The sequence below is a fragment of the Gordonia sp. YC-XJ4 genome (genome assembly GCF_059511865.1).
Genome location: NZ_CM183447.1, coordinates 51,278 through 77,416, shown reverse-complemented (window position 1 = coordinate 77,416; position 26,139 = coordinate 51,278). Strand labels below are relative to the sequence as shown.

The following is a 26,139-nucleotide window of genomic DNA, read 5'->3' as shown; positions in this document are numbered from 1 at the left end:
GGAGTGGATGTCGATGCGGTCAGGGGCGGGGTGAGGGTCACAGGTCCACCTCGATCTCAGGGCTGTCGGGCAGGGCACGCGATACGCAGCACATCATCGCGGTGTTCGCGGTCTTGTCCTCGTCGTCGAGGACGAAATCACGGTGCAGCACGGCACCTGCCCGCACCGGGATGCGGCATTCGCCGCACACTCCTTGCCGGCACAGGTTGGGCACCGCGACGCCGTGATCGAGAAGGCGCTCGAGCAGTGAGACCCCGGAGGGGACGTCGAGGCGCTCGCCGGTGGAGGCGAGCCGAACCGAGAACGGGTCCCCCGGGTCTTGTTCGGGTGCGGCGAAGCGCTCGAGATGGACGCGCGCCGCCGGCCACCCGGCGTCGGCGGCCAATTGGGTGTAGGTGTCGAGGAGCGCAGCAGGCCCGCACGCATACGCATGGGTACCGAACGGTTGCAACGCCATTCGCGATCGGATGGCGGAAATGGTTTCCTCCACCCCGCAGGCCTCCAGGACGGTGATGCCGTCGTGGGACGCCATCGCACGCAGGTCATCGAGGTGCGCGCCATGCCCGGGCCGATAGGAGTAGATGACCTCGGCGGTCACCCGAGAATCGCGCGCCAGCGCCCGGACGTGGGAGAGGATGGGGGTGATCCCGATGCCGCCGGCGATCAACAGCGCGTGCCGCTGGTCGAGGACGGGCGCGAACATCGAACGGGGTCCCTCGATCTCGACCGTCGACCCCTCGGTGACGGTGTCGTGCAACCAATCCGATCCGCCGCCTTCACCGCGTCGCAGGACCGAGATACCGTAACTGGTCGGCCACAGCCCGTCGTCGACGAGGGAATAGGCGTTGCGCACAGTGCTTCCGGGCGCACCGATCGTGACGATGAGGTGGCTGCCCGGCTGATACGGCACCAGCGACGGACCGTCATCGTCGGCCGGCACGAATCGGAAGTGGGTGACCGACTCGGTGAGTGCGCGTTTCTCGACGACGCGCATCAATCGGGGTCCGGTGTGATAACCCGGGTGCAGATGTGTGCCCGCCGCGGATACGTCGGCGTCGTCGACCCCGCTCGAAGCAGCTCGGGTCTCCACAGCTCCGGTCATGACAGCTCCCCGGCGTCGGCGGCGGAGGCGAGGAAACTTCCACGCGTGGCCGAATGATGCTCGTGGATCTCGATTCTCATCGAGCATCCCGGGCAGTCCACGGTCTCGCCTGGGCGGGCGAGAATGCGGCTGGTGGTGTGGCAGTGGGCGCAGTAGACCGGCAGATCGTCGGTAGAGGTGACATGGGCGGACAGTTCGTCGGCGATTGCCCCGGCCGCTCGTGCGACGGCGAGTGCGGTCATCACATCGAACTGACCACCGGTGATCATCACCCTGGTTCCGGTGACGGACTCGTCGAGTGCGCGCCGCAGCGTCGCGACATCGTCCGCGTCGGTGAGTGTATCGAGGACCACCAGTCGGGTGGCCCCGGATTCGCTGGCCTTGGCGACCCAGGTGCGCGCGGTCTGTGCAGCCGAAGGATCACCGCCGATCGATACGATGAGGAAGGCGGCGGCCTCGACGTTCACCTCGGGTGGCGTGGCCGGCCACCGCGGCAGCCCGGGGTGCGGCTCGGGACTCGGTGGCGTCGGCGCGGCATCCCGCAACCATTGGGCGGCAAGGTCTTTGTACTTGATGATGCCCTTGTAGTCGGCCATGTCCGCGGGCAGTTCGGCGAGCACGTCGGCGGCGCGCCGACGCCAGGGCTCGACGCCGGCGAGTTGTTCCAACGGAAGCATGTATGTGCGGATGAGGAACATCAGCGCACCCGAGTCGGGCAGCCGGATCAGGTGCTGGACCTCGACGCGAAGATGCACCAGGGCGCCGAATTCAGTGTCGTCGACATGCGCGATCGTCTCGCGGTCGGGACCCCATTCGGGGTAGATCTCGGTGGAGACGTCGAGTCGGCGGCCGATGGTCAGCGTCCAGTTGGTGCGGCGGTAGGGCTGATGTGGCTGAAGGCGTTTGAGGAATTCGTGGGCGCGGGTGATGACGCCCATCTTCTTCACGCGCGGGACCGGCCCGTGGATCTCCAGGAAGCTCATGCCGACGTCGAATCCGAAGCTCCAGTCGGCGGCGAAGGTGATGACTCCGGCGTCGACGAAGAGTTGCTCGTCACGCTGATCAAGCAGGGCCACATCCTCCTGGACCTGAGAGGTGATGTAGCGCAACGGTTCCTCACCCAGCGTGGCCTGGTCGCCGTAGCGGAAGTCGGCCTCGACACCGAGCAGGTCGTTACGCCACTGCCAGGTGTCGGGGCCGGTGGCGGTCAGGTGCATGTGGTCGGGGTAGGCGAGGGCGAGCTCGCGCATCAGTGTGAGCATCGCGTCCCAAGCGGCGGGCACCATGTGCGGCAGGACGGCGTGGCGGGTTGGATCGGACGCGAGAACCGCTGCGCGAGCGTCGAGTTCGTGATGGTACTCGGCGTCGATGTCGACCACGGCGGCACCCCACTGGCCGGCCGCCGTCACGCTGGGTGTGCCCGCAGGCTCGACGTTGGTGCTGTAGCGGTAGCGATCCTCGGGGAAGGGGAACGGGAAGCCGGTGACGAGGTCACCGGCGGCGTCGGGGGCCGGGGCAGGTGGCAGATCGATGGTCACAGTGGTATCTCCAGGGTGCATCCGTCGGCGGCGCGGGAAACGCAGGGCATCACTGCGTCTCCCGCGTTCTTCTCCTCGGCACTGAGGTAGAGGTCTCGGTGGATCGGGGTGCCTGCGGTGACGGGGATGCGGCATTCACCGCACACACCCTGACGGCACCGGTTGGGTACGGCCACGCCGGCCGCTTCGATGGCCTCGAGCATGCTGGTGCCCGACGGGACGTCGAGTGTGATCTCACTACCGGTCAGGTGCACCTGGAAGGGATCGCCGGCATCGAGGGCATCGATCCCGAAGCGCTCGAAGTGGATTCGTGACTCCGGCCAGCCTGCGGCCTTCGCGGAGTCGACGACGTGGTCGATGAGCCCGCCGGGTCCGCAGACGTACAGGTGGGTTCCCAGCGGTTGCGTGGGCAGGACCTCGGCCAGCCTGGTCACGAAATCGCCACGCACGGTGTAGAGCTCGGCCCGGCCGTCGGTGAGGGTGGTGACCTCGTCGACGTGCGCGGCGTTCTCCGGCCGGAAGGTGTAGAGCACCTGGGTGTCACGGTGCCAGCGGCGGGCCGCCCGCAGGTGCGAGAGGATCGGCGTGACACCGATTCCACCGGCGATCAGCAGGTGTTTGGTGGCGCGAGCGATCGGCGGAAAGGCGCTGCGCGGCAACCACACCCGGATCTCATCGCCCACCTGTAGTCGGCTGTGCATCCAGCGTGAGCCGCCCGCGCCGTCGGCGACGCGCAGAACCGAGATCGAATACTCGGTGGGCGCGGTGCCGTCGGACACAAGACTGTAGGCGTTGGTGTACGGGCCGGCCTGCACCACCAGGTGGCTGCCCGGGACGAAGCCGGGTAGCGGCACGCCGTCGGCGCAGCCGGATCCTCGTGCACCGTCGGCGAAGGTGAAGGTGCGGATGTCGCGGCCGCTCTTCACGATCGAGGTGACGCGCAACGTCATCGTGCCGTCCTCGGGGACAGAACGGGCGGGCCGACTGGTCGTGAGGGTCATGCGGTGTCCTCTCGATTCGGGGTCTCGGCGTCGGCCATGAACCCGAGGAACGCGCCGCGCCTGCGGGAGACGTGGTAGTACACGAGAAGTCCACGGCCGCAACCGGTGCAGTCGACGATGTCGTCGATATCGGCAAGCGCCGAGGTGACCGTCCGACAATGCGAACAGAACACGTCGATCGGGCCGGCACCGACGGGTTCGACCACGAGTTCGTCGTCCTCGAGCCCGGCGGTGACCGCCGCCGCTCGCACCGTCAGACAGGCACCGACCGGTCCGGCCACGTACACGCGCACGCCGACCGTCGCCGAGGCCAGCGCATCCCGCAGCGCGTCGGTGGCCTCGGCGGGCGTCTCGACGCAGATGAGTGTGCTCGGCCTGCCCGACGGCAGGGTGGCGACCCGCTCGGTGGCCCACGCGTGCGCGGCCTCACCGATTCCGATGACGAGGTACGACGCGCCGTCGGGCGTGCGGTCGGCGCTCGGCGGGGTGACCTCGCCGAGCCCGGCGGGGCGTGCCCACGCCGGGATGCTGCTGAACGGGATCTGGGCGGCGGTCTCCGCCGAGATCTCAGAGGTGGTCATGGCAGAACTGGTCCGTTCCGGAGGGTCGGGCGGTTCAGAGCAGGGTGGAGTCGCGATGCCCGGCGTAGAACGCGAGCGCGTAGCTCGGGGTGCTGAAGTAGATCTTGGAGCCCTTCGGGAAGAAGATCGCGTCCTTGGCCTTGGCCACCGTCTTCTGTCCGGTCTCCTTGTTCTCCAGCAGGAACTCGCCCTCGAGGACGACCTTCATCTCGTCATAGGCGTATTCGTAGTACAGCGGCGCGTCGGTGTGACGGAGCTCGAAGTAGCCCGAGCACATCTCGCTGCCGTCAGGGTTCTCATAGACGTCACCGATGAAGCCCTCGGTTCCGGGATACTCGGACTCGGGCATCTTCGGCAGGTTCTCCCACGCTCCGCTGGTGACCCGGAACTCGAGTGCGCCCTTGGTTTCGACGGTCATATCTACTCCTTCTGGTCGGTCGGTTCTCCAGGGACCTGGATCACCGTAGGAAACTTGTTGCCTGTGATTAGACTCTCGGACTGTTTCGAGAGTGTGACGACTGTGTTGAATGACAGGCAACATGTCCAGCGGTGGGAAATTCGTGGCGTCTTGAGGCGCTGCGCCGGCGTCGGAGAACACTCGGGGTGTCGCGACTCGCCCGATTCCCCGACCCAGCCTTTTCCCAGATTTGTCGCCTAGCCTCGGGCACATGAGTGTCCTGGCAACGACGCCGCCCGGCGACGTGACGCCGCGCCGCGAGGTTCGTCGGCCGACGGGCCTCGGCGCGGCGGTGGTCACCACGATCCTCGCGCTGCTGCTTGCGGCGGCGGTCTACGGCATTGCGGTCCGCACATCATGGGGCCAGCTCGTCGACCAGTACGTCCTCGATGCGGCGCGGCGCGCTTCCGCTGTCGCCCATGTGCCGCACATCCTCACCGTGCAGGCGGTCACCGATCCGCGAATCTGGGTGATCGCGGCGATGCTTGCCGTCGGCGGGTCGGTGATCCCAGCGGTGACCGGACGTACACCAGTGGGCATCGCGCTCGTCAAAACCGCCGCGCTGCTGGTTTTTCCGGTGATCATCGTGGTGCTCACCCGTTACCTGCGCGATGGTGTGCTGGTCCGGCCGCGGTTGCATTCCTGGATCGCCGAGACCTCCAACTCGGCGCCGTCGGGTCATGCCGCCGCGGTCACCTCGTGCGTGGTGGTGTTGATCGCGGCGTCACCGAAGTGGCTGCGGCCGTTCGTCGTCGCCGTCGGTGCGACGTGGGCGTCGGTCATCGAGTTCGGTCTGGTCGCCGACGGCTGGCATCGGCCCAGCGATGTGGTGATCTCTGTGCTCATCGTCATCGGTCTCGGCGCGCTGCTGCCCGATCCGTGGGCGGACTCACCGACCCCCCGGGGTTCGTTCTTGATGCGCAGCCTGGCATTTCTCATCACCGTCATCGCCACACCGCTGATCGTCGGCACGTCTTACGGCGACCCGCGACAGATCGCGACGGCGGTCGGTATCGCGACGGTCATGGGTATCGCGCTGGGTGGATATCGCCCGTGCGCGTATCGCTCGCGGCTGGGCTGACCGCGGCTCGATTGTCTCGGTCTGGGCAGACGCCTCACCGTGAAGATGCCATTGACTAATGTCACGGTTGATGCTGTCATGGACTCATGACCGTGGCTCCCCTCACATCCACCGTCGATTCGGGTCCCGACGAGGTCTCGGCCCGTCTCCTCGAATCCGCGGCGCGCCTGTCCCGCAACGCCATGACCGAGATCGATTGGGACGCCCCGATGGATCCGACGAAGTACGGTTGCAGTCCCGAATGGTCAACGCTCTACGGAACTCCGTACTGGGAGGAGATGACCGAGGAGCAGCGGATCAAGCTCACTCGGCACGAGTTCGCGTCGATCATGTGCATCGGGATCTGGTTCGAGATGATGCTGCAGGGCGTGGTCATCCGTGATCAGTACCTCGCCGACTATCACCGACCAGAATTCCAGTTCGCGCTCACCGAGATCGCCGACGAGTGCCGCCACTCGATAATGTTCGCCAAGGCCAGCGAGAAGATGGTCGGCACGTCTTATAAACCGCATCCGCGGCTCGGACGCTTCGGCAAATTCTTCATGGCCACGGTCAAGGACGAGGTGGCGTACGCGGGCATCCTCGTCGCCGAGGAGATCCTCGACGTGTTCCAGCGCGGGTGCATGCGTGACGAGCGGGTGCTGCCGTTCATCCGGACGGTCAACGAGATCCACGTCCTCGAGGAATCGCGGCATATGAAGTTCGCCCGCGAGGAAGTGCGGAAGTCGGTGCGCGACATCGGCTTCATCAAACGACAGTGGAGCGCCTTCTACCTCGCCACCGCCGCCTCGTACATCTTCACCAGCCTCGTGCGCCCGCAGGCCTACATCGACGCCGGGCTCGATCACCACCGCGCCATCGGCGAGATGCGGCGCAACCATCACTTCCAGTCGATGGTGCGCACCGGGTGCGCGCACCTCATGGAGTTCCTCGACGACGTGGGGCTGCTCACCCCCGCCGCCGCCCGCGTGTACCGCAAGGTGCATATGCTCTGAGCGGTGATGGGGTTGGGATCGTTTGTGGCTCAGGGGGTCTCGAGGCTCCTCGCCCCAGAGGGCTCGTCGCACCTCGACCATCGGTCGAAGAAGACCCAGCGGGGCAAACCCGACCAACGATCAAAGTACACCCGCGGGGGCGGGCGCGACCAACGGTTGAAGAAGAACCCAGCGAGGACGGACCCGACCACCGGTCGGCAAGCTAGCCGGCGGGCGGACCGATCGACGATCAAAGATCTCAGCCAGCGGGGGCGGAACCGACCAACGGTTGAAGAAGGCACTCAGCGGGAGCGAACCCGACCACCGATCGGTGCGGATCCGGAACAGCGGGAGATACGAATACAACTTCCACCGATCCGGGGCGACACGCCGTGAAATCACGGGTGCCGGCCCGCTCACGTGGAAGCTGTATTCGTATTCCGCGGAAGTGACGGCTACGCGGGCTGGACGGGCGCCTTCTTCAGTTCGCGTAATGCCGTGCGCAGACCTCGGCGTTTGCCGGTGTCGGGATCGACGCCGAAGTGGTTCGACATACCGCCACGAATGGCGAACCGCAGTTCCGACGCGGTCTCCGGCGCATCGTCGGAGGTCGCCTTCAAGAGCGCGTTCGGCAGGGCCAGCTTGAGGATCGTGCGGAACGACTGCGCGTACTGATTCAGGAGGCTGCCGGTGGTGTAGGGCAGGTCGTACTTGTCGCAGAGTTCGCGGACGCGGACGCCGATCTCCTCGTACCTGTTGCTGGGCAGGTCCGGGAACAGGTGGTGCTCGATCTGGTGACTGAGATTGCCGCTCATGAAACGCATGATCGGTCCGGCCCGGAAGTTGGCCGATCCCAGCATCTGTCGCAGATACCAGCGCGGCTGATCTTCTTCCTCGTACTCGGCGACGGTGAACTTCTCCGCGCCGTCGGGGAAGTGACCGCAGAAGATCACCATGTACGACCAGTAGTTCCGGATGAAGTTGGCGGTCAGGTTCGCGGTGATCGTGGTGCGCCAGTTGGGACCAGAGAGCGCCGGGAAGATCAGGTAGTCCTTGGCGGCCTGCTTGCCGACCTTGCGGCCGATGATCTGCAGATCCTTGGCTGCCTGCCGGTAGGTCTTCTCCTTCTTGCGGAGCTTCTCGGTCTCGAGATGGTGCAGCGCCACACCGTATTCGAAGAACGTGCCGAGTGTCAGGTTGTAGATCGGGTTACCGAAGTTCCACCACTCCCACGGCTGGTCACGGGTGACGCGCAGGATTCCGTAGCCCACGTCGTCGTCCATACCGACGATGTTGGTGTATTTGTGGTGCACGAAGTTGTGTGAGTGTTTCCACTGCACGCTCGGGCACGTGGTGTCCCACTCCCATGACGACGAATGGACCTCGGGATCGTTCATCCAATCCCATTGGCCGTGCATCACGTTGTGGCCGAGCTCCATGTTCTCGATGATCTTGGCCACGCCGAGCAGTCCGGCGCCGAGTAGCCATGCGGGTTTGCGGTTGCTGAACAGCAACACCACCCGCCCGCCGGCGGCCAGTGCGCGCTGAAAGGTGATGGTGCGCTTGATGTATCGTGCGTCGGCCGCTCCGCGCGATTCTTCGATGTCGCGCCGGATGGCGTCGAGTTCGGCGCCGAGCGCCTCGACGTCGGCCTCGGTCAGATGGGCATAGGTGTCGATGTCGGTGATCGCCATGAGCATCGTCCTCCCGATGATCGGACTGGTGTGCGGCGATGTGCCGCGTGGCGGGATGCGGCCGCGGGCTGGACCGCGATCCCGGTTTTTCTACAGGTCGAGCGTGCATTCCCCGGATACGGCGCTGATACACGTCTGGATACGTTCGCCCTCGCGACGTTCCTCTCCGGTGCGCAGGTCACGTGCATATCCCTGGGCCAGTGGGACCACACAGGTCTGGCAGATGCCCATCCGGCAGCCGAACGGCATCTGGATTCCCAGGTTCTCACCGGCCTCGAGAAGTGTGGTGGCACCGTCGAGTTCGGCGGTCTTCTGGGATCTGGCGAAGGTGACGGTGCCGCCCTCGCCACCGAAATCGGTCCGCGCGATGGCGAAACGTTCGATGTGCAGTTGATCGCGGAGGTCCGCCGCCGAGTACGCCGACTCGATGTCGTCGAGGAAGGCGACCGGCCCGCATGCCCAGCAGGACCGTTCCCGCCAATCGGGGACCTGTGCGTCGATATCGTTGATGGAGAACTTGCCGTCCGACCGAGTCAGTTGCAGCGCAAGCGAATACGTCGGTACCTGCTCGTCGAGGGACTCGAGTTCGTCGAGGAAGATCACCTCGTCGCGGGTGGGCGCGGAGTGCACGTGGACGGTGTCGGGGATCTCGCCGCGTGCACTCATCGAGCGCAACATGCCCATGACCGGGGTGATCCCGCTGCCCGCGGTGAGGAACAGGATCGACTCGGGCAGCGGCTCGGGTAGATGGAAGTCGCCCTTGGGCGCGGCAAGGCGGATCACCGTGCCCGGGGCGACACCGTCGACGAGGTGCGTCGACAGGAAGCCGTCGGGATTGGCCTTGACGGTGATGGAGATGGTGTCGCCGGTGTTCTCCCCGAACGACGTCAGCGAGTACGAGCGCCAGTGCCAGCGTCCGTCGACCTGCAGACCGATGCCGACGTACTGGCCGGCTTTGTAGTCCGAGGGGAATCCCCAGCCCGTCTTGATGACGACCGTCGCCGAGACGTCGGTCTCCTTACGGACCTCGACGATGCGTCCGCGCAACTCGCGCGCCGACCACAGCGGATTGATCAGGTGCAGGTAGTCGTCGGGCAGTAGCGGTGTGGTGGCCCGTGCGACGAGTCCGCGCACGACGTTGGCCTGCGGGTTCTTTGCGTTGACCCCCGCGGCTGGGCGTTTGCTCCAGCGAAGAAGATTCATCGGCCTCCCTCCGGCAATGTGTGTGCACGACTGTACACCCAATTGGTGGTGCGCATCACAGACTCCGTGCGGTCCGCATCACGGATGGATGTGGACGTCCAGCAGATGTGCACCCCAGCCGGGCAGCATGACGAAGACGTACTCGTCGGGGTCGGCAGGCCGGTGATGGTCGATGCCGGTGAGCAGGTCGGTGAGGGTGGCGGTGGACCCGGTCAGCGCAGGCCATGGAGTCTGTACACGACCGGCGGCCGCGGCGTCGTCGAGGTTGACCACGATCAGGTGGCGGCCCCCGCCGTCCGATGCGTCACACGCATCGGTCCACGCCCAGGCAACCAATCCCCCGGTGGGCCGATCCGGCCAGCCGTGAATGTGCAGCGGATCGAAATCCCCTGTGCGCATCGGGCTTTCATTGAGGGCGCGCAGAAGGGTGCGGTAGAAGTCGCGGAGGTCGGGGTCCACCGGTTCAACGGGCTCGCGCCGCAACTGCACCGGCAGCCGGGTGGTCCGGCCGTCGGCCTGGCCGTCGTGAACGAGGCGGGCGCCCGGCTGGGTGAGTGCCGTCAGCGCCGCCGTCCGATGGCGGTGGCCGAATACCGATTGCGCGCGCGGCTCGTCGTGATTCTCGAGGAAGCGCACCTTGCCGGCGGGGTCCGGGTCGTGGTGGATGAGGCGGGCGACCTCGTGCGGATGGTGCTCGAGGGCATCGGTGAATGCCTTGTCGTAGCAGTGGTCGAAGCCCTGGGATCGTAGCAACTGTTCTGTGCCCCAATAGGACTCGGCGACGAACAGGAAGCCGGGGTGCTGCTCGCGGACAGCGGGGATGACCCGCGTCCAGTAGTCCTGCGCCGGTGCCGGACCGACCCGGTCGCCCCAGGTCCGGGTGAAGATGTCGGTCGTCATGAGCATCGCCATGTCGCAGCGCACCCCGTCGCAGCGCTCGGCGATCCCGCGCAGTTCGTCGATCGCGGCGTCCACGGTCTCCGGGTGGAAGGCGTTGAGCTGCAGAACGTCTCGCCACGGCGGGAAGTGGGGGTCGCGGCCGTTGGCCAGAACCCGCCCGCCGACCCCGACGAACTCGGCCGGGCGTGCGTCGAGGTCCTCGGTGGTTCCGGCGACGAAGCGTTCGGGGTGCGTGGTGACCCACGGGTGGTCCGTCGCGAGATGGTTGGGGACGTAGTCGAGGATCAGTCCGATCCCGCGGGCGGCGAGGGCGGCGCGGGCGGTGGCCAGCCCGTCGCACCCGCCCAGGTGCTCGTCGACGACATAGTCGCGGATGCAGTAGGGCGAGCCGACGACGTCGTCGGAGGTGTAGTCGGGCAAGGCGGCGCGGAAGGTGTCGACGAGGGGACCGTCGGCCAACGCGATCTGCACTCCTGCCGGACTGCGCTGCCACACGCCCATGAGCCAGACGGCGTCGACGGGTCCGACGGCGATGCTGTCCCATACGTCCTCGGGCACCGTGGCGAGGGTGACCGGGTGGCCAAGACGCCGACCGATCCGCTCCAACCACGGCCAGGTGTTGATCTCGTAGATGACCGGGTGGGGCTGCACAGCGTTACTGTGCCAGATTTCTCGCCGTCAGCCACCTCGGCGGTCGGGTTCGGCGACCCCGGATATCGCGGTCCTTACCCTGAGGGGGTGGTCGACCTGAGGTGGCAGTACTGGCAGTTGCTCGATCCGGCGGACGAGAGTCTGTGTTGGCTCGCGATCACCCGGCCCAAGGCGCATGCGCGGATCGACCGGACCAAGATGTGGACCCTGCTCGCCGACAAGGCGGTGCTGGTGGCCAATTGGTTCGCTGCGGAGGATCATCAGCGCCCCGAGGCGCAGCGCCGGTGGATCCACGACAGCATCACCGGATGGGACTTCTGCGAGGCGGCCGTCGAGGTGGGCCTCCCGACGGCCGACGAGTTGACGCGGATCGCTCGGCCGGAGGCGATGCTGACCGTCGATCAGATCGATCGCATCCCGCTGGTCGGTGTCGTCGGCAAGCGGGAGGCGGAGCGGATCTGGGTGGCGCGCCGGGGCTAACCCTGACCGCTCGTTCCCGGGTCGGTCAGCCTCCACCGTCCCGCTGCGCTCTGATGCTCCCAGAATCGGGTGAAACGTCCACCCGCGGCGAGCAATTCGTCGGGCGTGCCGTCCTCGACGATGCGGCCCCGGTCGAGCACGATGACCCGGTCGGCGCGGCGGATGCCGGCCTGTCGGTGGGCGACGATGACGCGGGTGCGTGGGCGGTCCTGCGCCGACAGGGCATCGACGATGGCGCGCTCGTTGCTGTTGTCGAGGGCACTCGTTGCTTCGTCGATGAGCAGCACGGGCGCGGGTTTGACCAGGGCGCGGGCGATGCTGACGCGTTGGCGCTCACCGCCGGAGAGAACCGAACCTCCCTCTCCCACCGCCGAATCGACGCCATCGGCCAGACGATCGGTGATCTCGTCGACCCGTGCGAGCGCGGTGGCGCTGCGCAGGCGCTCGGGTGTCGCCGATGGATCGCCGGCGGCGACGTTGTCGGCGATGCTGCCCTCGATGAGATAAGGCTGCTGGAACACCACGCTGGTCAGCGCGCGACGGGACTCGTGATCGAGGTCGGCGGCATCGACGCCGTCGAACAGGATGCGCCCCGCCGTCGGCTGATGCAGGCCGGCGATGAGTCCGAGGATCGTCGACTTCCCCGATCCGGACGGGCCGACGATGGCGGTGGTAGAGCCGGGTTCGATGATGAGGTCGAGGCCGTCGAGGACGGGGTGTTCCGGGTCGTCGTAGTCGAATCGGATGCCCTCGAACGTGATTCGCGGTGCCGTCGTCGGAGCCGGCCACGACGTCGGTCCGTCGATGAGCGTCGGGGCGTCGAGGACGGTGCGGATGCGCCGCAGGGTCAGACGCACACTCTCCAGTCCGCCGGCGAGTTCGCCGAGCGCGGTGAACGGTTCGAGGTAGCGGACGGCCACCACGATCAGCGCGACGGCCTGCGCTGTTGACAGATCACCGCGCACGGTGAGCCATGCGGCGGTGCCGGCGAGCGCGAACAGTGCGATCTGCGCTGCGAGACCGAACAGCAGTTGACCGGGGACCTGCAGCAACAGCAGCCGCAGCGTTGCGCCGTGCTGGCGGGCGAGTGCGTCGCCGGCGAGGCTGCGCTCCGGATCGGCGCGACGCGCGACGCGCAGCGCCGGTTGTGTGCGGGCGAACTCGACGACGCGCTCGGTCAGGGCGGCGTTCGCGGCGTCGGCCGCGTGGTCGGCGCGCCGACTGATGGCCCCACTGCCCCATAGTGCGCCGAGGAGCAGCGGGACACCGGCCAATGCCACCAGTGCGAGTTGCCACGAGATCGCCAGCAGCGCAACGCCGATGACCACCGGCAGCAGGATCGCACCGAGGAGCGGCACCACCAGATAGACGACGACGCCGACCAGATCCGGGCCGGTCGCGGCGATGGCCTGCCGGGCGGTGGCGGTGTTCTCCGCGCCGAACCAGGTCGGCCGGATGCGCGAAAGTCGCTCGGCAAGCACATGTTGGCCGCTGCCCAGCAAGGTGAATCCCAGGTCGTAGGCCACCCGCGAGCCGACCCAGTCGGTGAGCCAGCCGGCCACGGTGGCCGCCGTCAGTGCGGCGAGCCAGGCCAGTGCGTCGCCGTTGCGGCCATCGAGCAGCGCCGACACCAGCGGTACGAGCAGCAGGACGCCGACCGCGCGCACCAGCACCGAGAGCACACTCAGCGCGACGAACTTCCGCAGCTCCGGGCGAGACCGATCCGGCAGCAACGAGATCAAGGTGGTGATCATCGACGGGCTCCCTCGGTCAGTGCGTCCTGCTGGACGGGTTCGGTCGCGGCCCACAGTGTCGCGTAGGTCCCACGCGCGGCGAGAAGCTCACGGTGCGTTCCCGTTTCGACGATCCGGCCGCCGTCGAGGACGACGATGGCATCGGCGTCGGCAATGGTGTGCAGCCGGTGCGCGATGACCAGCACGGTACGACCGGCGGCCAGGCGGCTCAGCGATTGCTGGACGAGGAACTCCGACTCCGGGTCGGCGAAGGCGGTGGCCTCGTCGAGGATCAGCACCGGGGCGTCGGCGAGGATGGCGCGGGCGATCGTCAACCTCTGACGTTCACCACCCGACAGTGCGGCGTCGGGTCCGAGTGGGGTGTCATAGCCGTCGGGCATCGCGAGAATCCGCTCGTGGATGTTGGCGTCACGAGCGGCCTGCTCGATGTGCGCGCGACTCGCGTCGGGGACCGCCAGAGCGATGTTCTCCGCGACGGTCCCGGTGACGAGTTGGGTGTCCTGCAACACGAATCCGAGTTGGCGGTAGAGCTCGTCGGCGTCCATGGTGGCGATGTCGCGACCGTTGATTCGGATGGTTCCGGCGTCGGGGTCGTGGAAGCGGGCCAACAACGCCGCGAGAGTGGACTTGCCCGAGCCGGACGGGCCGACCAGTGCGGTGACGGTTCCCGGCGCCAGGTGCAGTGAGATGTCGTGCAGGACAGGCACTGCGGGGCGGTAACCGAAGGTGACGCGATCGAAGACGACGCCGGCGTCCGCTGTTCGCGGCGTGGTCGCGTCGCGAGTGACGAGTTCGGGCTCGTCGAGGGTGATCTGGATGTCGCGGGCGGCGAGCATACCTGCCTTGAGCCCGCTCAGACCGTAGCCGATGCCGAGGAGTCGGGCGCCGAAGGTGGTGCCCAACAACAGGAACGGGATGAGGTCGATCGGCTCGATCCAGCCCCAGATGACGAATCCCGTGCCCACCAGCGCGATCAGCCACAAGAAGGTGGTGGGCCGGGTGACGAGGTCCATGACGGTCTTGGTTCGGACGAAGGGCCGTTGCCACTTTTCGAGGAAATCGATGTACTCCTCGAGTCGGGCCCGGAATCGCGAATCCATCGCGCCGCCGAACACCCGGATCACCGGTTGCGCATCGAGATACGATGCGGCCTCACCGTTCATCCGTTCTTCCCACGCGTGCGCGACCGGGATCTTGGAGCCGGACGCGATGATCATGCGGTACATGGTGAACACGTAACCGAGGACGGGTAGCAGTAGGAACAGTGCCACCCCCCAGTCGACGATGAACAGGTAGATCAGCACCGCGATCGGCGCGACGACGGCCGACACCGCGTCGAGTACCGCGTGTGTGACCAGATAGTGCAGCGAGAGGGTGTTGTCCTGGACGAGTGATTTGATGCCACCGGAGCTGCGGGAGTCGAACCAGCCCAAGGGAAGTCGTGCGAGCTTGCGCAGCAGCCGGCTGCGCAGATGGCGGGAGAAGCGGGCGTCGACGGTGTGCAGCCAGAACAGCAATGCCGACTCCAGCAGGATGCCCAGCCCGATCAGGGTGACCGCGAGTGTGCCCACGAACCACAGCTGTCCGGAGTCGGCGCCGGCCAGCAGGCGGCGGGACAGTTCGACGAGAAGCACGTACGGAGCGAGCTGGAGCAGGGTGACGATCGCCTGCAGGACACCGGCGGTGGTGAGGATCGGCTTCAGCGGGGCGAGCAGCTTGCCCGCCGCGTTGGCCCGCCACTGGCCCTGTGGGGCGGCTGCGGGAGCGGCCGCACCTGTGGCAGCGGTGACGGCCAGCGGCTCGATCGTCTCGACCACCGGGGTCTGCTCGCCGGCGGGTCCGTCGGGGGACTCCGCGTCGGGGTCGCGCTCTTTACCCATCGCCTTGCCCTGCGCCCAGTAGGCCTGGACGTGGGTTTCGGATTTGGGGAATCCGAACTCCTTGAGTCGTTTGCGGATCTCTTTGAGCGAGTTCGATTCCGGGCCGGCCCAGGCGTACCAGTCCGACCAGTCGCGGGACTCCAGGGCGGACGCGAGTGCGGTGGCGTCGGTGCGTGGGACCCAGTGCAGCCGCATCCGCGGGTGATTGTTGAGCGGGATCTCGCGGTCGGCGGGCTCGTGCTGCTCGAGGTAGGCCTCGATCGGGATGTCGTGCGGCACGGCGTCGATGATCGAGTTGATCGCCGGGATGGATGCCGAGTCGCCGATGACCAGGTAGCCGGCGGGCGGGTTCTCGTCGGGCACCTCGAACGGCACCGAACTCATGTACATCGCCGAGATGGACTGTCCCGGTTGTGCCTGTCGTGCCCATTGCGATGCCGGGCCCGACGGCTCGTGGAGCACGAAGTCGAGGGCGAAGGTTCCGGCATCGGCGTCGGCCTCGGCAAAGGTGTAGCCGCGCTGGTGTTCACGACCGTCGTCGTCGGGGAACCAACCCCGAATCCACGACGTGGGTCCGGTCAACGCCTCGGAGAACAGGGTGTCGGAGTGGAACCGCACACGAACGAGGTGTGGGGCGCGTTGCTCGACGCTCGTGACCGTCGCCAGGTGGTCACGAGCGCCGAACGCGCGCATGACCGCTCCCCCGAATCCACGGGACATCTGCCCACCCCCATCGTCGTTGCGTCTTCTTCGCGACCGGCGCGTATCGGGCGAGTGTCCGAAATGCCGCGCAGCTTAGGCAACGCTAACAAACGAGGAGTGGGGTGCACAGGGTTCTGGGTCGGTCGTTCAGGTTCGCTTGACGATTGCAGCAACTCCCGCGAGCGACATCACGATCCCGGCGAGAAGGGTCAGCCACAAACCGATGCCGACGGTGATGCCGAGTGCGGAGAGGTCCCCGACGCTTGAGATGTCGGCGGCGGCGATCAGCACCGTGACGGCGCCGAGAAGCAGCGCGCCGATGCCGGCGATCAGGTGCAGGGCCGACCTCCTGCCGAGAAGTGCGCTGACCGTGCCGGCGGCGAGCGCGATTCCGCCGAGCACGACGGTGATGACGCCGTCGGTGTCCCCGACCTCGGAGTTGCCGACGCCGGTGACCGTCACGAATCCGCTGACCCACGGAAGGAACGCGGCGAGCACGGTGAGTGCCCCGGTGGTTGCGATCAGCGCGGCGATGATGCGGACCGCCGGTGAGACCCCTATGGCGCCGGCCGCCTGCGCCATCGGCATCGGCATCGGCATCGGCATCGGCATCGCGGAACGCTGACCGTACCCGCCGGGTACGGGTGGCGCGGCCGGGGTGATCACCGTCGGGGCGTCGGGACCGTACGAGAATGATTGCGGCCCATGGGCATGCGCGGGATGGGGTGGATGGGCGGTGAAAGCGGAGCGCTGCGCGCGAGGATCGGGGTAGGACATGGGTGCTCTCTCGGGTCGGGGGCGGTCCCCTCAACCTTCGGACACCCCCGTCCGATTTGCACCACTCGGTCATCTCGAGGGACTACGGGTGCCGGCGAGCGCGAAACGCAGGTGGTGCACTACTCGTGCCGTGCCGGCGGCTCGGTGTGCTTCCCCTTTCACCATACGACTGCAGGTGGGGCTTGCGGCAAGGGCCGGTGGCGGGTGCACACTCGGTGCGCTGCGAATACGCCCACCGCCCACACACCTGAGGAAGGCCATTGATGACCGATGCTCCGACGCCCTTCGAAGTGCACGACTCCGGCGCCTACCTGCACGGCACCAAGGCCGCGCTGAACGTCGGCGACCTCCTGGTACCGGGATACGGCTCGAACTACGAGGAGGGCCGCATCGCCAACCACATCTACTTCACGCGGACTCTCGACGCCGCGGCGTGGGGTGCCGAGCTGGCTCTCGGCGACGGACCGGGCCGCATCTACCTCGTCGAGCCGACCGGACCCGTCGAGGACGACCCGAACGTGACCGACAAGAAGTTCCCCGGCAACCCGACCCGCTCGTTCCGCTCGCGAGAACCGGTGCGGGTGGTCGGCGAACTGACCGACTGGGTGGGGCACTCTCCGGAGCTGATCGACGCCAGGCGCGCCGGCCTGGCCGATCTGCGCCGACGCGGCGCGGCGGTGATCTACGACTGATCGTCTGCGGGCGGGGGCCGCTGCGACGGCTAGACTCGTGCCAGGCCGCCGTCAGCCCGAAACCGGTTGGGCTGCAAATGGTGTGCCCGGAGAAGAGAGCACCGTATGGTCCGGTTTGTCGCAGTAGCCGTCCTCGTTGTCGCGGCGGTGGCCGCGGTGATCGCGGCCGTCGAATGGTCGTGGGCGTGGATCGTCGCCGCGGTGATCCTGGTGCCCGTCGCCGTGGTGGCCGTCTACGACATCACGCAGCGCCGGCATTCGATCTTGCGGAACTATCCGGTGCTCGGCCACATGCGGTTCCTGCTCGAGGCGTTGCGCCCGGAGATGCAGCAGTACTTCGTCGAGCGGAACTTCGACGGCCGGCCCTATGACCGCGACACCCGCTCGCTGATCTACGAACGCGCCAAAGGCACGGCCGCCGAACTCGCCTTCGGCACCGAGCGTGACATCGACCGGCCCGGCTACGAGTACCTCGTCCACTCGACCGCCCCGATCGAGAATCCGCCCGAGCCGTTTCGCATCCGCATCGGCGGGCCCGACTGCACCCGCCCGTACGACATGGCGCTGCTGAACGTGTCGTCGATGAGCTTCGGTGCGCTCTCGGCGAATGCGCTGCGCGCCTTGAACAAAGGCGCGATGAAGGGCGGGTTCGTCCACGAGACCGGCGAAGGCGGGCTGACACCGTTTCACCTCCAGGGCGCCGACGTCTTCTGGGAGATCGGCTCCGGCTACTTCGGAACCCGCACCGCCGACGGGCATTTCGATCCCGACACGTTCGCGGAGAAAGCCGCCGACGAGCGCGTCAAGGCCATCAACATCAAACTGAGCCAAGGTGCCAAGCCAGGTATCGGCGGCGTCCTCCCGGCGGCGAAGGTGACCGCTGAGATCGCCCGCTATCGCGGTGTGCCGCAAGGACAGAAGTGCGTGAGTCCGGCCGCTCACTCGGCGTTCTCGACGCCGCGCGAGTTGATCCGCTTCGTCGCGAGGCTGCGAGAGTTGTCGGGCGGCAAACCCGTGGGTTTCAAACTCTGCGTGGGCTCGCGGATCGACGTACTCGCCATGTGCAAGGCGATGCTCGCCGAGGGCGCCACCCCGGACTTCATCGTCGTCGACGGTGCCGAAGGCGGAACCGCCGCTGCGCCTTTGGAATACGAGGATCACGTCGGCCTGCCCCTGACCGATGGGTTGATGACGGTGCACAACGCGCTGGTCGGCGTGGGGCTGCGCGACCGCATCCGGATCGGTGCGAGCGGAAAGGTGGCCTCCGGCAACGACATCGTCAAACGACTGATCCAGGGTGCGGACTACACGAATGCCGCCCGCGCGATGATGATGGCGGTCGGATGCATCCAGTCGCAGCGCTGCCACACCAATCACTGCCCCGTCGGCGTCGCCACCCAGGACCCGCGGCGTGCCCGCGCCCTCGACGTCGCCGACAAGAGCGAACGCGTCTTCAACTATCAGGAGGCCACCGTCGCCCAGGCCATGCGGATCATGGCATCGATGGGCGTCGACGACCCGGCGCAACTGAGCCCGCACATGCTGCGAAAGCGGTTGTCGGCGACCGATCAGCGCTCCTACGCCGAGATCTTCGAATGGCTCGACGAGGGGGTGTTGCTGGCCGATCCGCCGGCGTCGTGGCGGGCGGACTGGGAGCGCGCGGATGCGGACTCGTTTCGGCCGTATGTGGGCAGCCGGATGTGGACCTCGGCGTGCACCACGGGTGAAAAAAAATCGATCAGTATGACGAAGCACCCGGAATCCGGGTGAAACGTCATACTCACCGTTATGTGTCGATCCGTGGTGAGCGGTTCTCGAATGCACGTGAATCGCACATTCCGGGATGGATTTCCAACGATTAAGTGCCGAAATTCCAACGATTACTTCGCGGCCGGACTCCGACCTGGAGTACCTGTAGCGGGAGCTGTGGGGCATCTTGGGGGCCGCGAGTTCGACCCGCGGTCGCGGTGGTGCGGTTGGCCCTTCGCGCGGGAGCGGGCGAGCTGGCTCCTTGCCTTCTGGTGGGGGTCAGATTTCCCACGATTACTTTGTCTACGGTCATACGACGAGTGGCCGGCCCAACTTGGTTGGGCCGGCCACTCAGGTAACTATCTACGTGCGCGGTGGTGTTCTGGTCGGTGGGTATCCGAGGTCTGCCTGGAGTTGTCGCATCCGGCGGTTGATGGACTCGCCGCGCGGTCGTCTCTCAGCGTGGCTTCGCTGCGCCGAGAGGTTGGCCACTACGACTGCGAGTGCGAGTGTGATCGCGATCATCGGTTGTCGTCGCGGCCCCGACGTCAGGTCTGAGAGTCCGGTTACCGATCTCGACTTGAGGATGCTGAACCTTTGCTCGGTGAGCGCTCGAGCGGCTTCGAAGTAGACCATGTGCTCCCACGAACCTGGTGTTAGCCCGAACTGGGCCATCCTGAGCTGATCCGGAGACAGCCCGACGGTTATTGCTGGGCTGTCGCAGCACGAGTACTGGTCCGCTGTCCACGTTGGTTCGAGCGTGGGGACATCTCCGTGGATATCCATCGACTCCGGTCGGAGCGGACAACGAACGCGGCCGAACGCCGCCGGGCAAACGAGCTGCGTCTTGACGAGCTCGGGCGCTTTCGGGCGAATGTCGGACGGCTGGCCCCGCTGCATCACACCGTGAACTGGCCGCGAGTTCCTTCCCATGAGAAGCGGGAGAGTCCGTTGCAGGCGGCGGTCGTGGTCTGCGAATCCGGGCGGCTTCGACGCCAACATCTCTCGCCCTGGCGGCACCGTGACCTTCTCTGCAATGTCGGTTATCGCAGGGCAGTAAAAGTCCCCTGCGACCATGATTGGCCCGGGTTTCCGGCCGCCTTCAGTGGCGGGCAGGCTGTCATGAATCATGATCCAGTGCTTTGGGTACCGCCCCACGTATGCGTACTGTTCGCGCACCATCGAGTCGGCGAAGCCTCGCTTGGAGTTGTATCCCATGTCGACGGTGAGATAGGGCCAGCGCGTTCGGGTGCCGTCCTTGCGCGCAGTCAGTCCGTTCTCCTTCGCATGTGCCAGCGCCCGGAGGACCGCGCCAGCGTCCCCGGATGTCGGGGGGTGTACGTCGATGCCGATGATGACGGGAGCTACGCCGTGCATACGGTTGGGTTCACCGATCCGCGTGAGCGCTGTGAGGCCAATACCTACTCCGCTCTTCGTGAGAGCAGCCTTCTGACCGTCGGTGCGGACCTTGTTACTGCGGTCACGCCCATACGGCTTGGCGAAAGGAGTGGCACCACGCCGCTTATCGCTCGCGACGCCCAGGCCGGTCATGTTCGTGGCGAGGTCGAAGATCGACTCGTCCACGACGAGATCGCCTGCGCATCCCTCGGGTGCGCGGTCCAGGACTGAGCCAGCCACCAGGCTGTTGGCCACCTTCGAGAGCAGCTCGGCTGCGTGATGCGATGCCTGTTTCTGTTCGCGACTCCGCCTGCGGACGATCTGCTGATGCTCTTCGTTGGTGATGCGCCGTGCTGGCAAGTCCGGGTCGGGGTCGATCGGCGCCAGCCTCCTGGCGAGGAATGCATGGAGCCGGGCGTACTCGGTACGCGAACTGGTCCGAACAGGATCGAGATCCTGCCCGTCCATGCCGACTTCAGCCAGCTGCTTCGGGGTGAAGTCACTGATCAATTGGAGAATGCCAGCAACCGTGGGAGGACGTTTGAGCATCACGCATAGCAGTGCCGATACCAGCACTGCTCGAATCGTGTACCGGACTCCGGCAGCTCGTCGACCTCCGGGCCCAACCGACTGCTGATGGATCTCATCGATCAGACGGTCAGCGCCGGATCGATCGATCACTCCGACCGCCTCGGCGAACAGCGACTCCGACACCGTGAGCGTAGGACGGAAGGTGCTGATCACGCTGGCACCCCCCGTCCATCGAGAGCGACCAACGTGGCGCGGATACCGTAGATCGGAAACGACGGCCGGTGGTCCTTGATCGATGCGAACGTGCTCACGTCGGCGAGTTGGACCATGAGGCACGCTGGGACCGTCTTCGCGAGGTCGTGTATCCATCGCTCCCGTGCAGCGAGCAAGTCGATCGACGTGTGCCCGTGCCTGCGAAGGTACTCGTTGAGACGATTGCCGAAGTTGCGGTCCGTGGGACCGATGCCGGGAGTCATCATGCTCGCGTCACCCACCTCTTTGGCACGCTGCAAGATTCGTTCCGAACGCGCGACGTCAACCACAGGTACATGGCGCACTCCGCCCGCACGGTTGGGAAGGGTCACCACAGCATGCTCACGGCCGAAGTAGGTCGTCGACGAAATCGACGTGCCCCGAACTCGCGACAGCTCACCCTGACGAACCCCCGCACCAAGGGCCAGATCCAGGCTCACGTACGCGCGCCGCTGTTGTTCGCCCGACAGGGATGCGGCGGTGCGATACCAGTCCGCGATCAACGTGTCGCTCGCCGGTGCCGCAGTACGGCGTTTCGGCTTCTTGCTCGCCGCCCTTGACAACGGGTACTCACGGGGATGGACCAGCCGGCCGACTGCGTAGTAGAGATACTGGTTCTGCCGGGCGCCCCGCTCGCGTCCCGTTGCGATCAGGTGATTGATATATCCGTCCACCACTGACCGACGGAACACTGACTGGACGTCGATCGGCAGAGGCGGCTCGACATACCCAGCGATGAACCTGATGACGTGCTGGACATGCGACATATCGTTCGCCTCAGTACCCTCCTTGAGCCGACACACCAGGGCAGCGCCAATCCTCGCTGCCGACTCCCGGAGATCCGGGTTCCCCACCGTGCTCGTCGCCTTCGACAGCCGCTCGAACCTCTCCTCCTGTCCGGCGGGCACCCATCCCCGCGGGTCTCCGGTGAATCGACCGATGGTGCGCGGTCCGACTACCGAATCGGGCAGGTCGTCCGGCTCTGGTGCAATACCGGGCAGCGCCAGCTGCGCGCGGTGCGCCTTGTAGCGAACCATCAGGGCATCACCCACCCGACACACCGCGCGCAGCGCTTGACAGTCGTACCTGGGTACGTTGAAATAAACATGGTCCTCCTTATGAGGATCGAAAATGTGATCATCTGCGGATCCAGTCCGCTCCGGAGGCCCTGGGGTACCAGCCCGGGGCTTCCGGTATGTCAGCGCCTGTGGCGCATGTCGCTACCGCACTATCTCTTCCTGCTGATCACTCCTTCTCCCGCTCATCGGCATCGATGGCCGCCACTAGTAGCCGCTGCGCCACGACCGAGACATTCCGTTGCTCATCTGCAGCAATCGACCGAAGCCGCTCAGCGACATCGGGGTCCAGCTGCAGTTCCACCCGGACACGCTTGGCCTTCTCGCGCTGGATAGCCATACAAACCTTCTCCCGGGTGCTCCCGGATCTCCCCGGGCGCGCGGAACAAACAGTACTTCGAGCTCCGCGCCTAAACTGACCTGCCAATCACAGCACTTCTGACCGCGAAGATCGACTTTTCAGAAATCCTTGTCATGGGTGGTAACAACTGCAGTCACACAAGTTTCATGTCGGCAGGCCAGGCGGCATGAGTGCCGATGGGATGATTCGCAATTGGCCCCACAAAAGATCTTGTGACAGGCATCACATAAGTCCCGTGCGAGCCTAGGGCGTGTCGTCAAACTCGACGCAAACCATCGAGGCGACGACATCTGGGAGCAAGAAGCCCCGTAGCCCCACTTGACCTCCTCAAAGTTCGCCACGACTCGGTCGCGTCAACCTTAGAACCGCCCTCACGGTCCAGCGGACCGCCGCACGCAACGCAGTTCGTGACCTCTGACCTGCATTAATCCAGCTTCACTGTACTAACATTCGACACAGCTGGCCGTAGTCAACTTTGCCCAACTGAAGACACCACGGGAGGGGCTACCCATGTGGCCGGCGCACAGCTTCGAGGTTCGACCATGGGTCTCAGCGAACCGCGCAGGCAATCGTGAGGATCGCCTGTTCACGCAGGTCACCACCGCGATACCTCCGCTCATCGCCGCTGAGACTTTCGCGGCAGACTCCGCCGTACTGCTGGCCTGCGAAAACGCGACCATCGCGATTACGCGGCTCGATGTCGGCCGAGGAGAGGCGCTCGCTCCGCTCGGTGACTTCCTCCTGCGAAGCGAAGCGAATCCGTGGCCTCATCCAAGATCGAGCACGTCAACGCCGGCTGGCGACAGCTCGGGCTCGCCATCGCCGGCGTCAAAGCAGGTAGCGAGGCGAAGTCACAGCTCGCGGCCGTGCAGGCACTCGCGACGATGATCGCTGCAGCGGACACCGGAACGATCACCGCCGCCGACCTGCTCAGCGCTCACCGCCAGCTGATGGAAGGCAACGTCGCCGAGGCACGCACGGCCGGAACCTTCCGCACGGTCCAGAACTGGATCGGCGGGTCCGACTACACACCGCGCGGCGCACTGTTCGTGCCACCACCTCCGGAGCTGGTGCTCGGCCTCATCGATGACCTGATCGCCTTCGTCGCGCGAACCGACGTACCCGTCGTCGCGCAGGCGGCGATCGCTCACGCACAGTTCGAGAGCATCCACCCCCACACCGACGGCAACGGCCGCATCGGCCGCGCACTGATCAGCGCAATCCTCCGGCGGCGCGGCCTCACCCGGAAGATCACCGTCCCCCTCGCCTCCGTGATGCTCGCCGACACCGACACCTACTTCGCCACACTCGGCGCGTATCGCCGAGGCGATGCTGCAGCGTTCGTCACCTACGTAGCAGACGCTGCGATGCTGGCCTGCGCTACAGCCGACAAAGCCGCCGACCAACTCGAGCAGATGCCCGCATACTGGCGCACCCTCGCGAACCCGCGATCCGGCTCGTCGGAGGAGTCGCTCATCGACGCACTACTCGCACGCCCCGTACTCGCCGCCGACACGGCGCAAGAGATCACCGGCTCATCAGATACAGCCACCTACCGAGCCCTGAACAAGCTCACCAACGCCGGGATCCTCGAGGTCATCTCCGAATCCAAACGCGACCGCGTTTGGGCGGCAGTGGACGTGATGAACGAGCTCGAACTTCTCTCCGACGCAATAGGGCGCCGAACCGATCCGGACGCGTAGCCCGACTCGATCCCCGCAAGTCGACCAATCCCGCCCGGTCTGCCACGCTCAGGCGACCCCATGAGGATCCGAGGATTCTCGCCGATCGCACGTTTGTCTCCAACGAGAGGGGCTAAGCACATGAACGAACTCGTCCCTTCAGGCACAGGCCGCTGGAAGATCCACACCGAGGACGCAATCCACATCCTCGATCTGGACGCGGGAACACACGAACGGCGGCCACTACCGTGGCCGGACACTCAACGCGGTTTCGACGACCACCCGACCCACTATCTGATCAGCGAGGTTATTGAGTGGCCCCGCGTAGGTGATCAGTTCGTACTCCAGTGCTCTTTACGTTCAGACCCTTGGCAGCGCCGTCACGTGGTGCGGTCAGCACCCATCACGCAGATCTCAGCGGCTCAACCCGCCGCCGATGAACTCGCCGACACCCTCCCGGGGCGCCCGCGAGTTCGAATTCCCTCCGGTTGGTGCGCGCTCGTCATGCAACTCCACCAGGACCTTGTCGAACTCGAACCGCAGTACACAGTGACCGCGATCAAGGAGAAGCACCACGGGCTCCGCCTCTACATCAACCTGCCAGACCACACGCCCGACTCGGTCGCCGACGCGGCATACGCGCGTATCGACTGGGCGGAAGAGGAATCCGAGAACAGGTGCACGTTCTGCGGCGGCCCCACACCGACCCCCGGCGGCCGCTGCGGGCGACATCCAGCCGGGCCACTGTGACGCACCTGGTCCGGACCGCCCGCGTCCAGGGGCCGCCGATCACTGTGCGCACCAGGGCATGGGCCTCGCTCACTGGCCGCCGAATGGGTCTATCCCCCACGTCTGCCGGCCTCGCGCCCCAGTCCCGATCCGTCGAGCGTCGCACTGAGCTGCCCTGAGAGGGTCATTCGGGGGGAGGTTCGCGCTCGTCGGGAGATGCCGGGGATACCGGCACGACCGCAGGGATGCCTGCTCGGCGCTGTTGATTGGTCTCCGCTGCTTGGAGCGCCGAGCTGTATCCCTCGACCTCGTGCATGCGTGCGATGAATTCGTCGACCGCGAGGGTCACCGTGTCTTGTAGCGAGGTGGTCCCCGAGTACGCGCACCTCACGGAGGCCGACGTCGAAACGCTCGGCGCGGAGTTGGATGCGATCCGGCGCGACATCGAGGCCGTGCGCGGCGAGACCGACGTGCAGTACCTGCAGCGCACCATCGCCGCTCAGCGCGGGCTCGAGGTAGCGGGCCGGCTGATGCTGCTGGGGGCGCACAAGCGGGGCTTCTGGTGGGGTTCCGCGGCCACCCTCGGCGTTGCGAAGATCATCGAGAACATGGAGCTCGGGCACAACGTCATGCACGGGCAGTGGGATTGGATGAACGATCCCGAGGTGCATTCGACGACGTGGGAGTGGGACCACGCGGGCACGTCGCGCCTGTGGAAGCACACCCACAACTACGTGCACCACAAGTACACGAACGTCCTGGACATGGACGACGACGTGGGCTTCAAGACGATCCGGGTCACGCGGAATCAGTCGCCACCGGTTGATGATGCGGACCACCTGGACGACTCGCGCGGCGTGCGTCACCAGGTCGCGGGCTGTCTGACTATGTCCG

At 66.2% G+C, this 26,139-nt stretch carries 21 protein-coding genes and 1 pseudogene; 8 read left to right on the top strand and 14 right to left on the bottom strand.

Features of this window, described 5'->3' with window-relative positions; all coding sequences use genetic code 11:
• Nucleotides 1-37 precede the first annotated feature (37 nt).
• From AC5ZH6_RS00345 to AC5ZH6_RS00325, 5 genes are read right to left on the bottom strand one after another with little or no spacing between them, the layout of a single operon-like run.
• The gene (locus AC5ZH6_RS00345) at nucleotides 38-1,102 is read right to left on the bottom strand and encodes a PDR/VanB family oxidoreductase (RefSeq protein ID WP_271354523.1); all 1,065 of its coding nucleotides are present in this window, start codon (nucleotides 1,100-1,102) and stop codon (nucleotides 38-40) included.
• The gene (locus AC5ZH6_RS00340) at nucleotides 1,099-2,640 is read right to left on the bottom strand and encodes a heme-dependent oxidative N-demethylase family protein (protein ID WP_271354522.1); all 1,542 of its coding nucleotides are present in this window, start codon (nucleotides 2,638-2,640) and stop codon (nucleotides 1,099-1,101) included. The genes AC5ZH6_RS00345 and AC5ZH6_RS00340 overlap by 4 nt, the downstream gene beginning before the upstream one ends.
• Entirely contained in the window at nucleotides 2,637-3,641 is a 1,005-nt protein-coding gene (locus AC5ZH6_RS00335) for a PDR/VanB family oxidoreductase (RefSeq protein WP_211543121.1), read from the bottom strand. Before AC5ZH6_RS00335 ends, AC5ZH6_RS00340 begins: the two co-directional genes overlap by 4 nt.
• Complete coding sequence (locus tag AC5ZH6_RS00330; RefSeq protein WP_006368879.1) at nucleotides 3,638-4,222, bottom strand: dimethylamine monooxygenase subunit DmmA family protein; 585 nt, start codon at nucleotides 4,220-4,222, stop codon at nucleotides 3,638-3,640. The genes AC5ZH6_RS00335 and AC5ZH6_RS00330 overlap by 4 nt, the downstream gene beginning before the upstream one ends.
• Before the next feature lie 34 nt (nucleotides 4,223-4,256).
• A complete protein-coding gene (locus AC5ZH6_RS00325) occupies nucleotides 4,257-4,640 on the bottom strand; it encodes a cupin domain-containing protein (RefSeq protein WP_211543125.1) in 384 nt (127 codons plus the stop codon).
• Nucleotides 4,641-4,890: 250 nt separating this feature from the next.
• On the opposite strand from AC5ZH6_RS00325, the gene AC5ZH6_RS00320 reads away from it, so the two are divergent.
• Together AC5ZH6_RS00320 and AC5ZH6_RS00315 are read left to right on the top strand one after the other, a co-directional pair.
• Nucleotides 4,891-5,760 (top strand): phosphatase PAP2 family protein, encoded by an 870-nt coding sequence (locus tag AC5ZH6_RS00320; RefSeq protein WP_006368877.1) that lies wholly within the window; start codon nucleotides 4,891-4,893, stop codon nucleotides 5,758-5,760.
• Between the two features lie 86 nt (nucleotides 5,761-5,846).
• Nucleotides 5,847-6,755, top strand: a complete 909-nt coding sequence (locus tag AC5ZH6_RS00315) for an AurF N-oxygenase family protein (RefSeq protein WP_006368876.1) — start codon at nucleotides 5,847-5,849, stop codon at nucleotides 6,753-6,755.
• A gap of 434 nt (nucleotides 6,756-7,189) precedes the next feature.
• On the opposite strand, the gene AC5ZH6_RS00310 is transcribed toward AC5ZH6_RS00315, so the two are convergent.
• The 3 genes from AC5ZH6_RS00310 to AC5ZH6_RS00300 all read right to left on the bottom strand — a co-directional run bounded on the left by AC5ZH6_RS00310 (nucleotide 7,190) and on the right by AC5ZH6_RS00300 (nucleotide 11,182).
• The gene (locus AC5ZH6_RS00310; protein ID WP_271354514.1) at nucleotides 7,190-8,428 is read right to left on the bottom strand and encodes a fatty acid desaturase family protein; all 1,239 of its coding nucleotides are present in this window, start codon (nucleotides 8,426-8,428) and stop codon (nucleotides 7,190-7,192) included.
• Nucleotides 8,429-8,518: 90 nt separating this feature from the next.
• Nucleotides 8,519-9,631, bottom strand: coding sequence for a ferredoxin reductase (locus AC5ZH6_RS00305; RefSeq protein ID WP_271354513.1), 1,113 nt, complete (start codon nucleotides 9,629-9,631; stop codon nucleotides 8,519-8,521).
• A gap of 78 nt (nucleotides 9,632-9,709) precedes the next feature.
• Nucleotides 9,710-11,182: an alpha-amylase family protein gene (locus tag AC5ZH6_RS00300; protein ID WP_006368873.1), complete on the bottom strand. Its 1,473-nt coding sequence runs from the start codon at nucleotides 11,180-11,182 to the stop codon at nucleotides 9,710-9,712.
• Between the two features lie 87 nt (nucleotides 11,183-11,269).
• Between AC5ZH6_RS00300 and AC5ZH6_RS00295 the strand changes: the two genes are divergently transcribed.
• Entirely contained in the window at nucleotides 11,270-11,662 is a 393-nt protein-coding gene (locus AC5ZH6_RS00295; RefSeq protein WP_020172901.1) for a hypothetical protein, read from the top strand.
• On the opposite strand, the gene AC5ZH6_RS00290 is transcribed toward AC5ZH6_RS00295, so the two are convergent.
• From AC5ZH6_RS00290 to AC5ZH6_RS00280, 3 genes are all read right to left on the bottom strand, one after another.
• Nucleotides 11,659-13,416: an ABC transporter ATP-binding protein gene (locus tag AC5ZH6_RS00290; RefSeq protein ID WP_496168080.1), complete on the bottom strand. Its 1,758-nt coding sequence runs from the start codon at nucleotides 13,414-13,416 to the stop codon at nucleotides 11,659-11,661. The two genes, AC5ZH6_RS00295 and AC5ZH6_RS00290, sit on opposite strands and share 4 nt — an antisense overlap.
• On the bottom strand, nucleotides 13,413-16,016 hold the full coding sequence (locus tag AC5ZH6_RS00285) for an ABC transporter ATP-binding protein/permease (RefSeq protein ID WP_006368869.1): 2,604 nt from the start codon (nucleotides 16,014-16,016) through the stop codon (nucleotides 13,413-13,415). The genes AC5ZH6_RS00290 and AC5ZH6_RS00285 overlap by 4 nt, the downstream gene beginning before the upstream one ends.
• 129 nt (nucleotides 16,017-16,145) lie before the next feature.
• Nucleotides 16,146-16,775: a hypothetical protein gene (locus tag AC5ZH6_RS00280; protein WP_006368868.1), complete on the bottom strand. Its 630-nt coding sequence runs from the start codon at nucleotides 16,773-16,775 to the stop codon at nucleotides 16,146-16,148.
• A 263-nt stretch (nucleotides 16,776-17,038) separates the two neighbouring features.
• On the opposite strand from AC5ZH6_RS00280, the gene arr reads away from it, so the two are divergent.
• Both arr and AC5ZH6_RS00270 read left to right on the top strand, forming a co-directional pair.
• The gene (gene arr, locus AC5ZH6_RS00275) at nucleotides 17,039-17,467 is read left to right on the top strand and encodes an NAD(+)--rifampin ADP-ribosyltransferase (protein ID WP_006368867.1); all 429 of its coding nucleotides are present in this window, start codon (nucleotides 17,039-17,041) and stop codon (nucleotides 17,465-17,467) included.
• A 105-nt stretch (nucleotides 17,468-17,572) separates the two neighbouring features.
• A complete protein-coding gene (locus AC5ZH6_RS00270; RefSeq protein WP_006368866.1) occupies nucleotides 17,573-19,237 on the top strand; it encodes an FMN-binding glutamate synthase family protein in 1,665 nt (554 codons plus the stop codon).
• A gap of 342 nt (nucleotides 19,238-19,579) precedes the next feature.
• Here AC5ZH6_RS00270 and AC5ZH6_RS00265 read toward each other — a convergent pair whose 3' ends face one another.
• The 3 genes from AC5ZH6_RS00265 to AC5ZH6_RS00255 form a co-directional block, all read right to left on the bottom strand.
• Complete coding sequence (locus AC5ZH6_RS00265) at nucleotides 19,580-21,358, bottom strand: hypothetical protein (RefSeq protein ID WP_006368865.1); 1,779 nt, start codon at nucleotides 21,356-21,358, stop codon at nucleotides 19,580-19,582.
• Nucleotides 21,355-22,449, bottom strand: a complete 1,095-nt coding sequence (locus AC5ZH6_RS00260) for a site-specific integrase (protein ID WP_050955239.1) — start codon at nucleotides 22,447-22,449, stop codon at nucleotides 21,355-21,357. Before AC5ZH6_RS00260 ends, AC5ZH6_RS00265 begins: the two co-directional genes overlap by 4 nt.
• Before the next feature lie 193 nt (nucleotides 22,450-22,642).
• Nucleotides 22,643-22,813: a hypothetical protein gene (locus tag AC5ZH6_RS00255; RefSeq protein ID WP_006368863.1), complete on the bottom strand. Its 171-nt coding sequence runs from the start codon at nucleotides 22,811-22,813 to the stop codon at nucleotides 22,643-22,645.
• A 782-nt stretch (nucleotides 22,814-23,595) separates the two neighbouring features.
• Here AC5ZH6_RS00255 and AC5ZH6_RS00250 point away from each other — a divergent pair.
• The 3 genes and pseudogenes from AC5ZH6_RS00250 to AC5ZH6_RS00240 all read left to right on the top strand — a co-directional run.
• On the top strand, nucleotides 23,596-24,537 hold the full coding sequence (locus tag AC5ZH6_RS00250) for a Fic family protein (protein WP_006368861.1): 942 nt from the start codon (nucleotides 23,596-23,598) through the stop codon (nucleotides 24,535-24,537).
• A 483-nt stretch (nucleotides 24,538-25,020) separates the two neighbouring features.
• Nucleotides 25,021-25,266: a hypothetical protein gene (locus AC5ZH6_RS00245; protein ID WP_279102613.1), complete on the top strand. Its 246-nt coding sequence runs from the start codon at nucleotides 25,021-25,023 to the stop codon at nucleotides 25,264-25,266.
• A 302-nt stretch (nucleotides 25,267-25,568) separates the two neighbouring features.
• Nucleotides 25,569-26,057 (top strand): annotated as a pseudogene (locus AC5ZH6_RS00240) (fatty acid desaturase family protein); the annotation flags it as partial.
• Between the last annotated feature and the right edge of the window lie 82 nt (nucleotides 26,058-26,139).

Excerpts from the sequence above, each read along its gene's own strand:
- AC5ZH6_RS00345 (WP_271354523.1), bottom strand. The coding sequence starts at position 1,102 with ATGACCGGAGCTGTGGAGACCCGAGCTGCTTCGAGCGGGGTCGACGAC.
- AC5ZH6_RS00335 (WP_211543121.1), bottom strand. The coding sequence starts at position 3,641 with ATGACCCTCACGACCAGTCGGCCCGCCCGTTCTGTCCCCGAGGACGGC.
- AC5ZH6_RS00330 (WP_006368879.1), bottom strand. The coding sequence starts at position 4,222 with ATGACCACCTCTGAGATCTCGGCGGAGACCGCCGCCCAGATCCCGTTC.
- AC5ZH6_RS00325 (WP_211543125.1), bottom strand. The coding sequence starts at position 4,640 with ATGACCGTCGAAACCAAGGGCGCACTCGAGTTCCGGGTCACCAGCGGA.
- AC5ZH6_RS00320 (WP_006368877.1), top strand. The coding sequence starts at position 4,891 with ATGAGTGTCCTGGCAACGACGCCGCCCGGCGACGTGACGCCGCGCCGC.
- AC5ZH6_RS00315 (WP_006368876.1), top strand. The coding sequence starts at position 5,847 with ATGACCGTGGCTCCCCTCACATCCACCGTCGATTCGGGTCCCGACGAG.
- AC5ZH6_RS00310 (WP_271354514.1), bottom strand. The coding sequence starts at position 8,428 with ATGGCGATCACCGACATCGACACCTATGCCCATCTGACCGAGGCCGAC.
- AC5ZH6_RS00305 (WP_271354513.1), bottom strand. The coding sequence starts at position 9,631 with ATGAATCTTCTTCGCTGGAGCAAACGCCCAGCCGCGGGGGTCAACGCA.
- AC5ZH6_RS00290 (WP_496168080.1), bottom strand. The coding sequence starts at position 13,416 with ATGATCACCACCTTGATCTCGTTGCTGCCGGATCGGTCTCGCCCGGAG.
- AC5ZH6_RS00285 (WP_006368869.1), bottom strand. The coding sequence starts at position 16,016 with ATGTCCCGTGGATTCGGGGGAGCGGTCATGCGCGCGTTCGGCGCTCGT.
- AC5ZH6_RS00280 (WP_006368868.1), bottom strand. The coding sequence starts at position 16,775 with ATGTCCTACCCCGATCCTCGCGCGCAGCGCTCCGCTTTCACCGCCCAT.
- arr (WP_006368867.1), top strand. The coding sequence starts at position 17,039 with ATGACCGATGCTCCGACGCCCTTCGAAGTGCACGACTCCGGCGCCTAC.
- AC5ZH6_RS00270 (WP_006368866.1), top strand. The coding sequence starts at position 17,573 with ATGGTCCGGTTTGTCGCAGTAGCCGTCCTCGTTGTCGCGGCGGTGGCC.
- AC5ZH6_RS00255 (WP_006368863.1), bottom strand. The coding sequence starts at position 22,813 with ATGGCTATCCAGCGCGAGAAGGCCAAGCGTGTCCGGGTGGAACTGCAG.
- AC5ZH6_RS00245 (WP_279102613.1), top strand. The coding sequence starts at position 25,021 with ATGCAACTCCACCAGGACCTTGTCGAACTCGAACCGCAGTACACAGTG.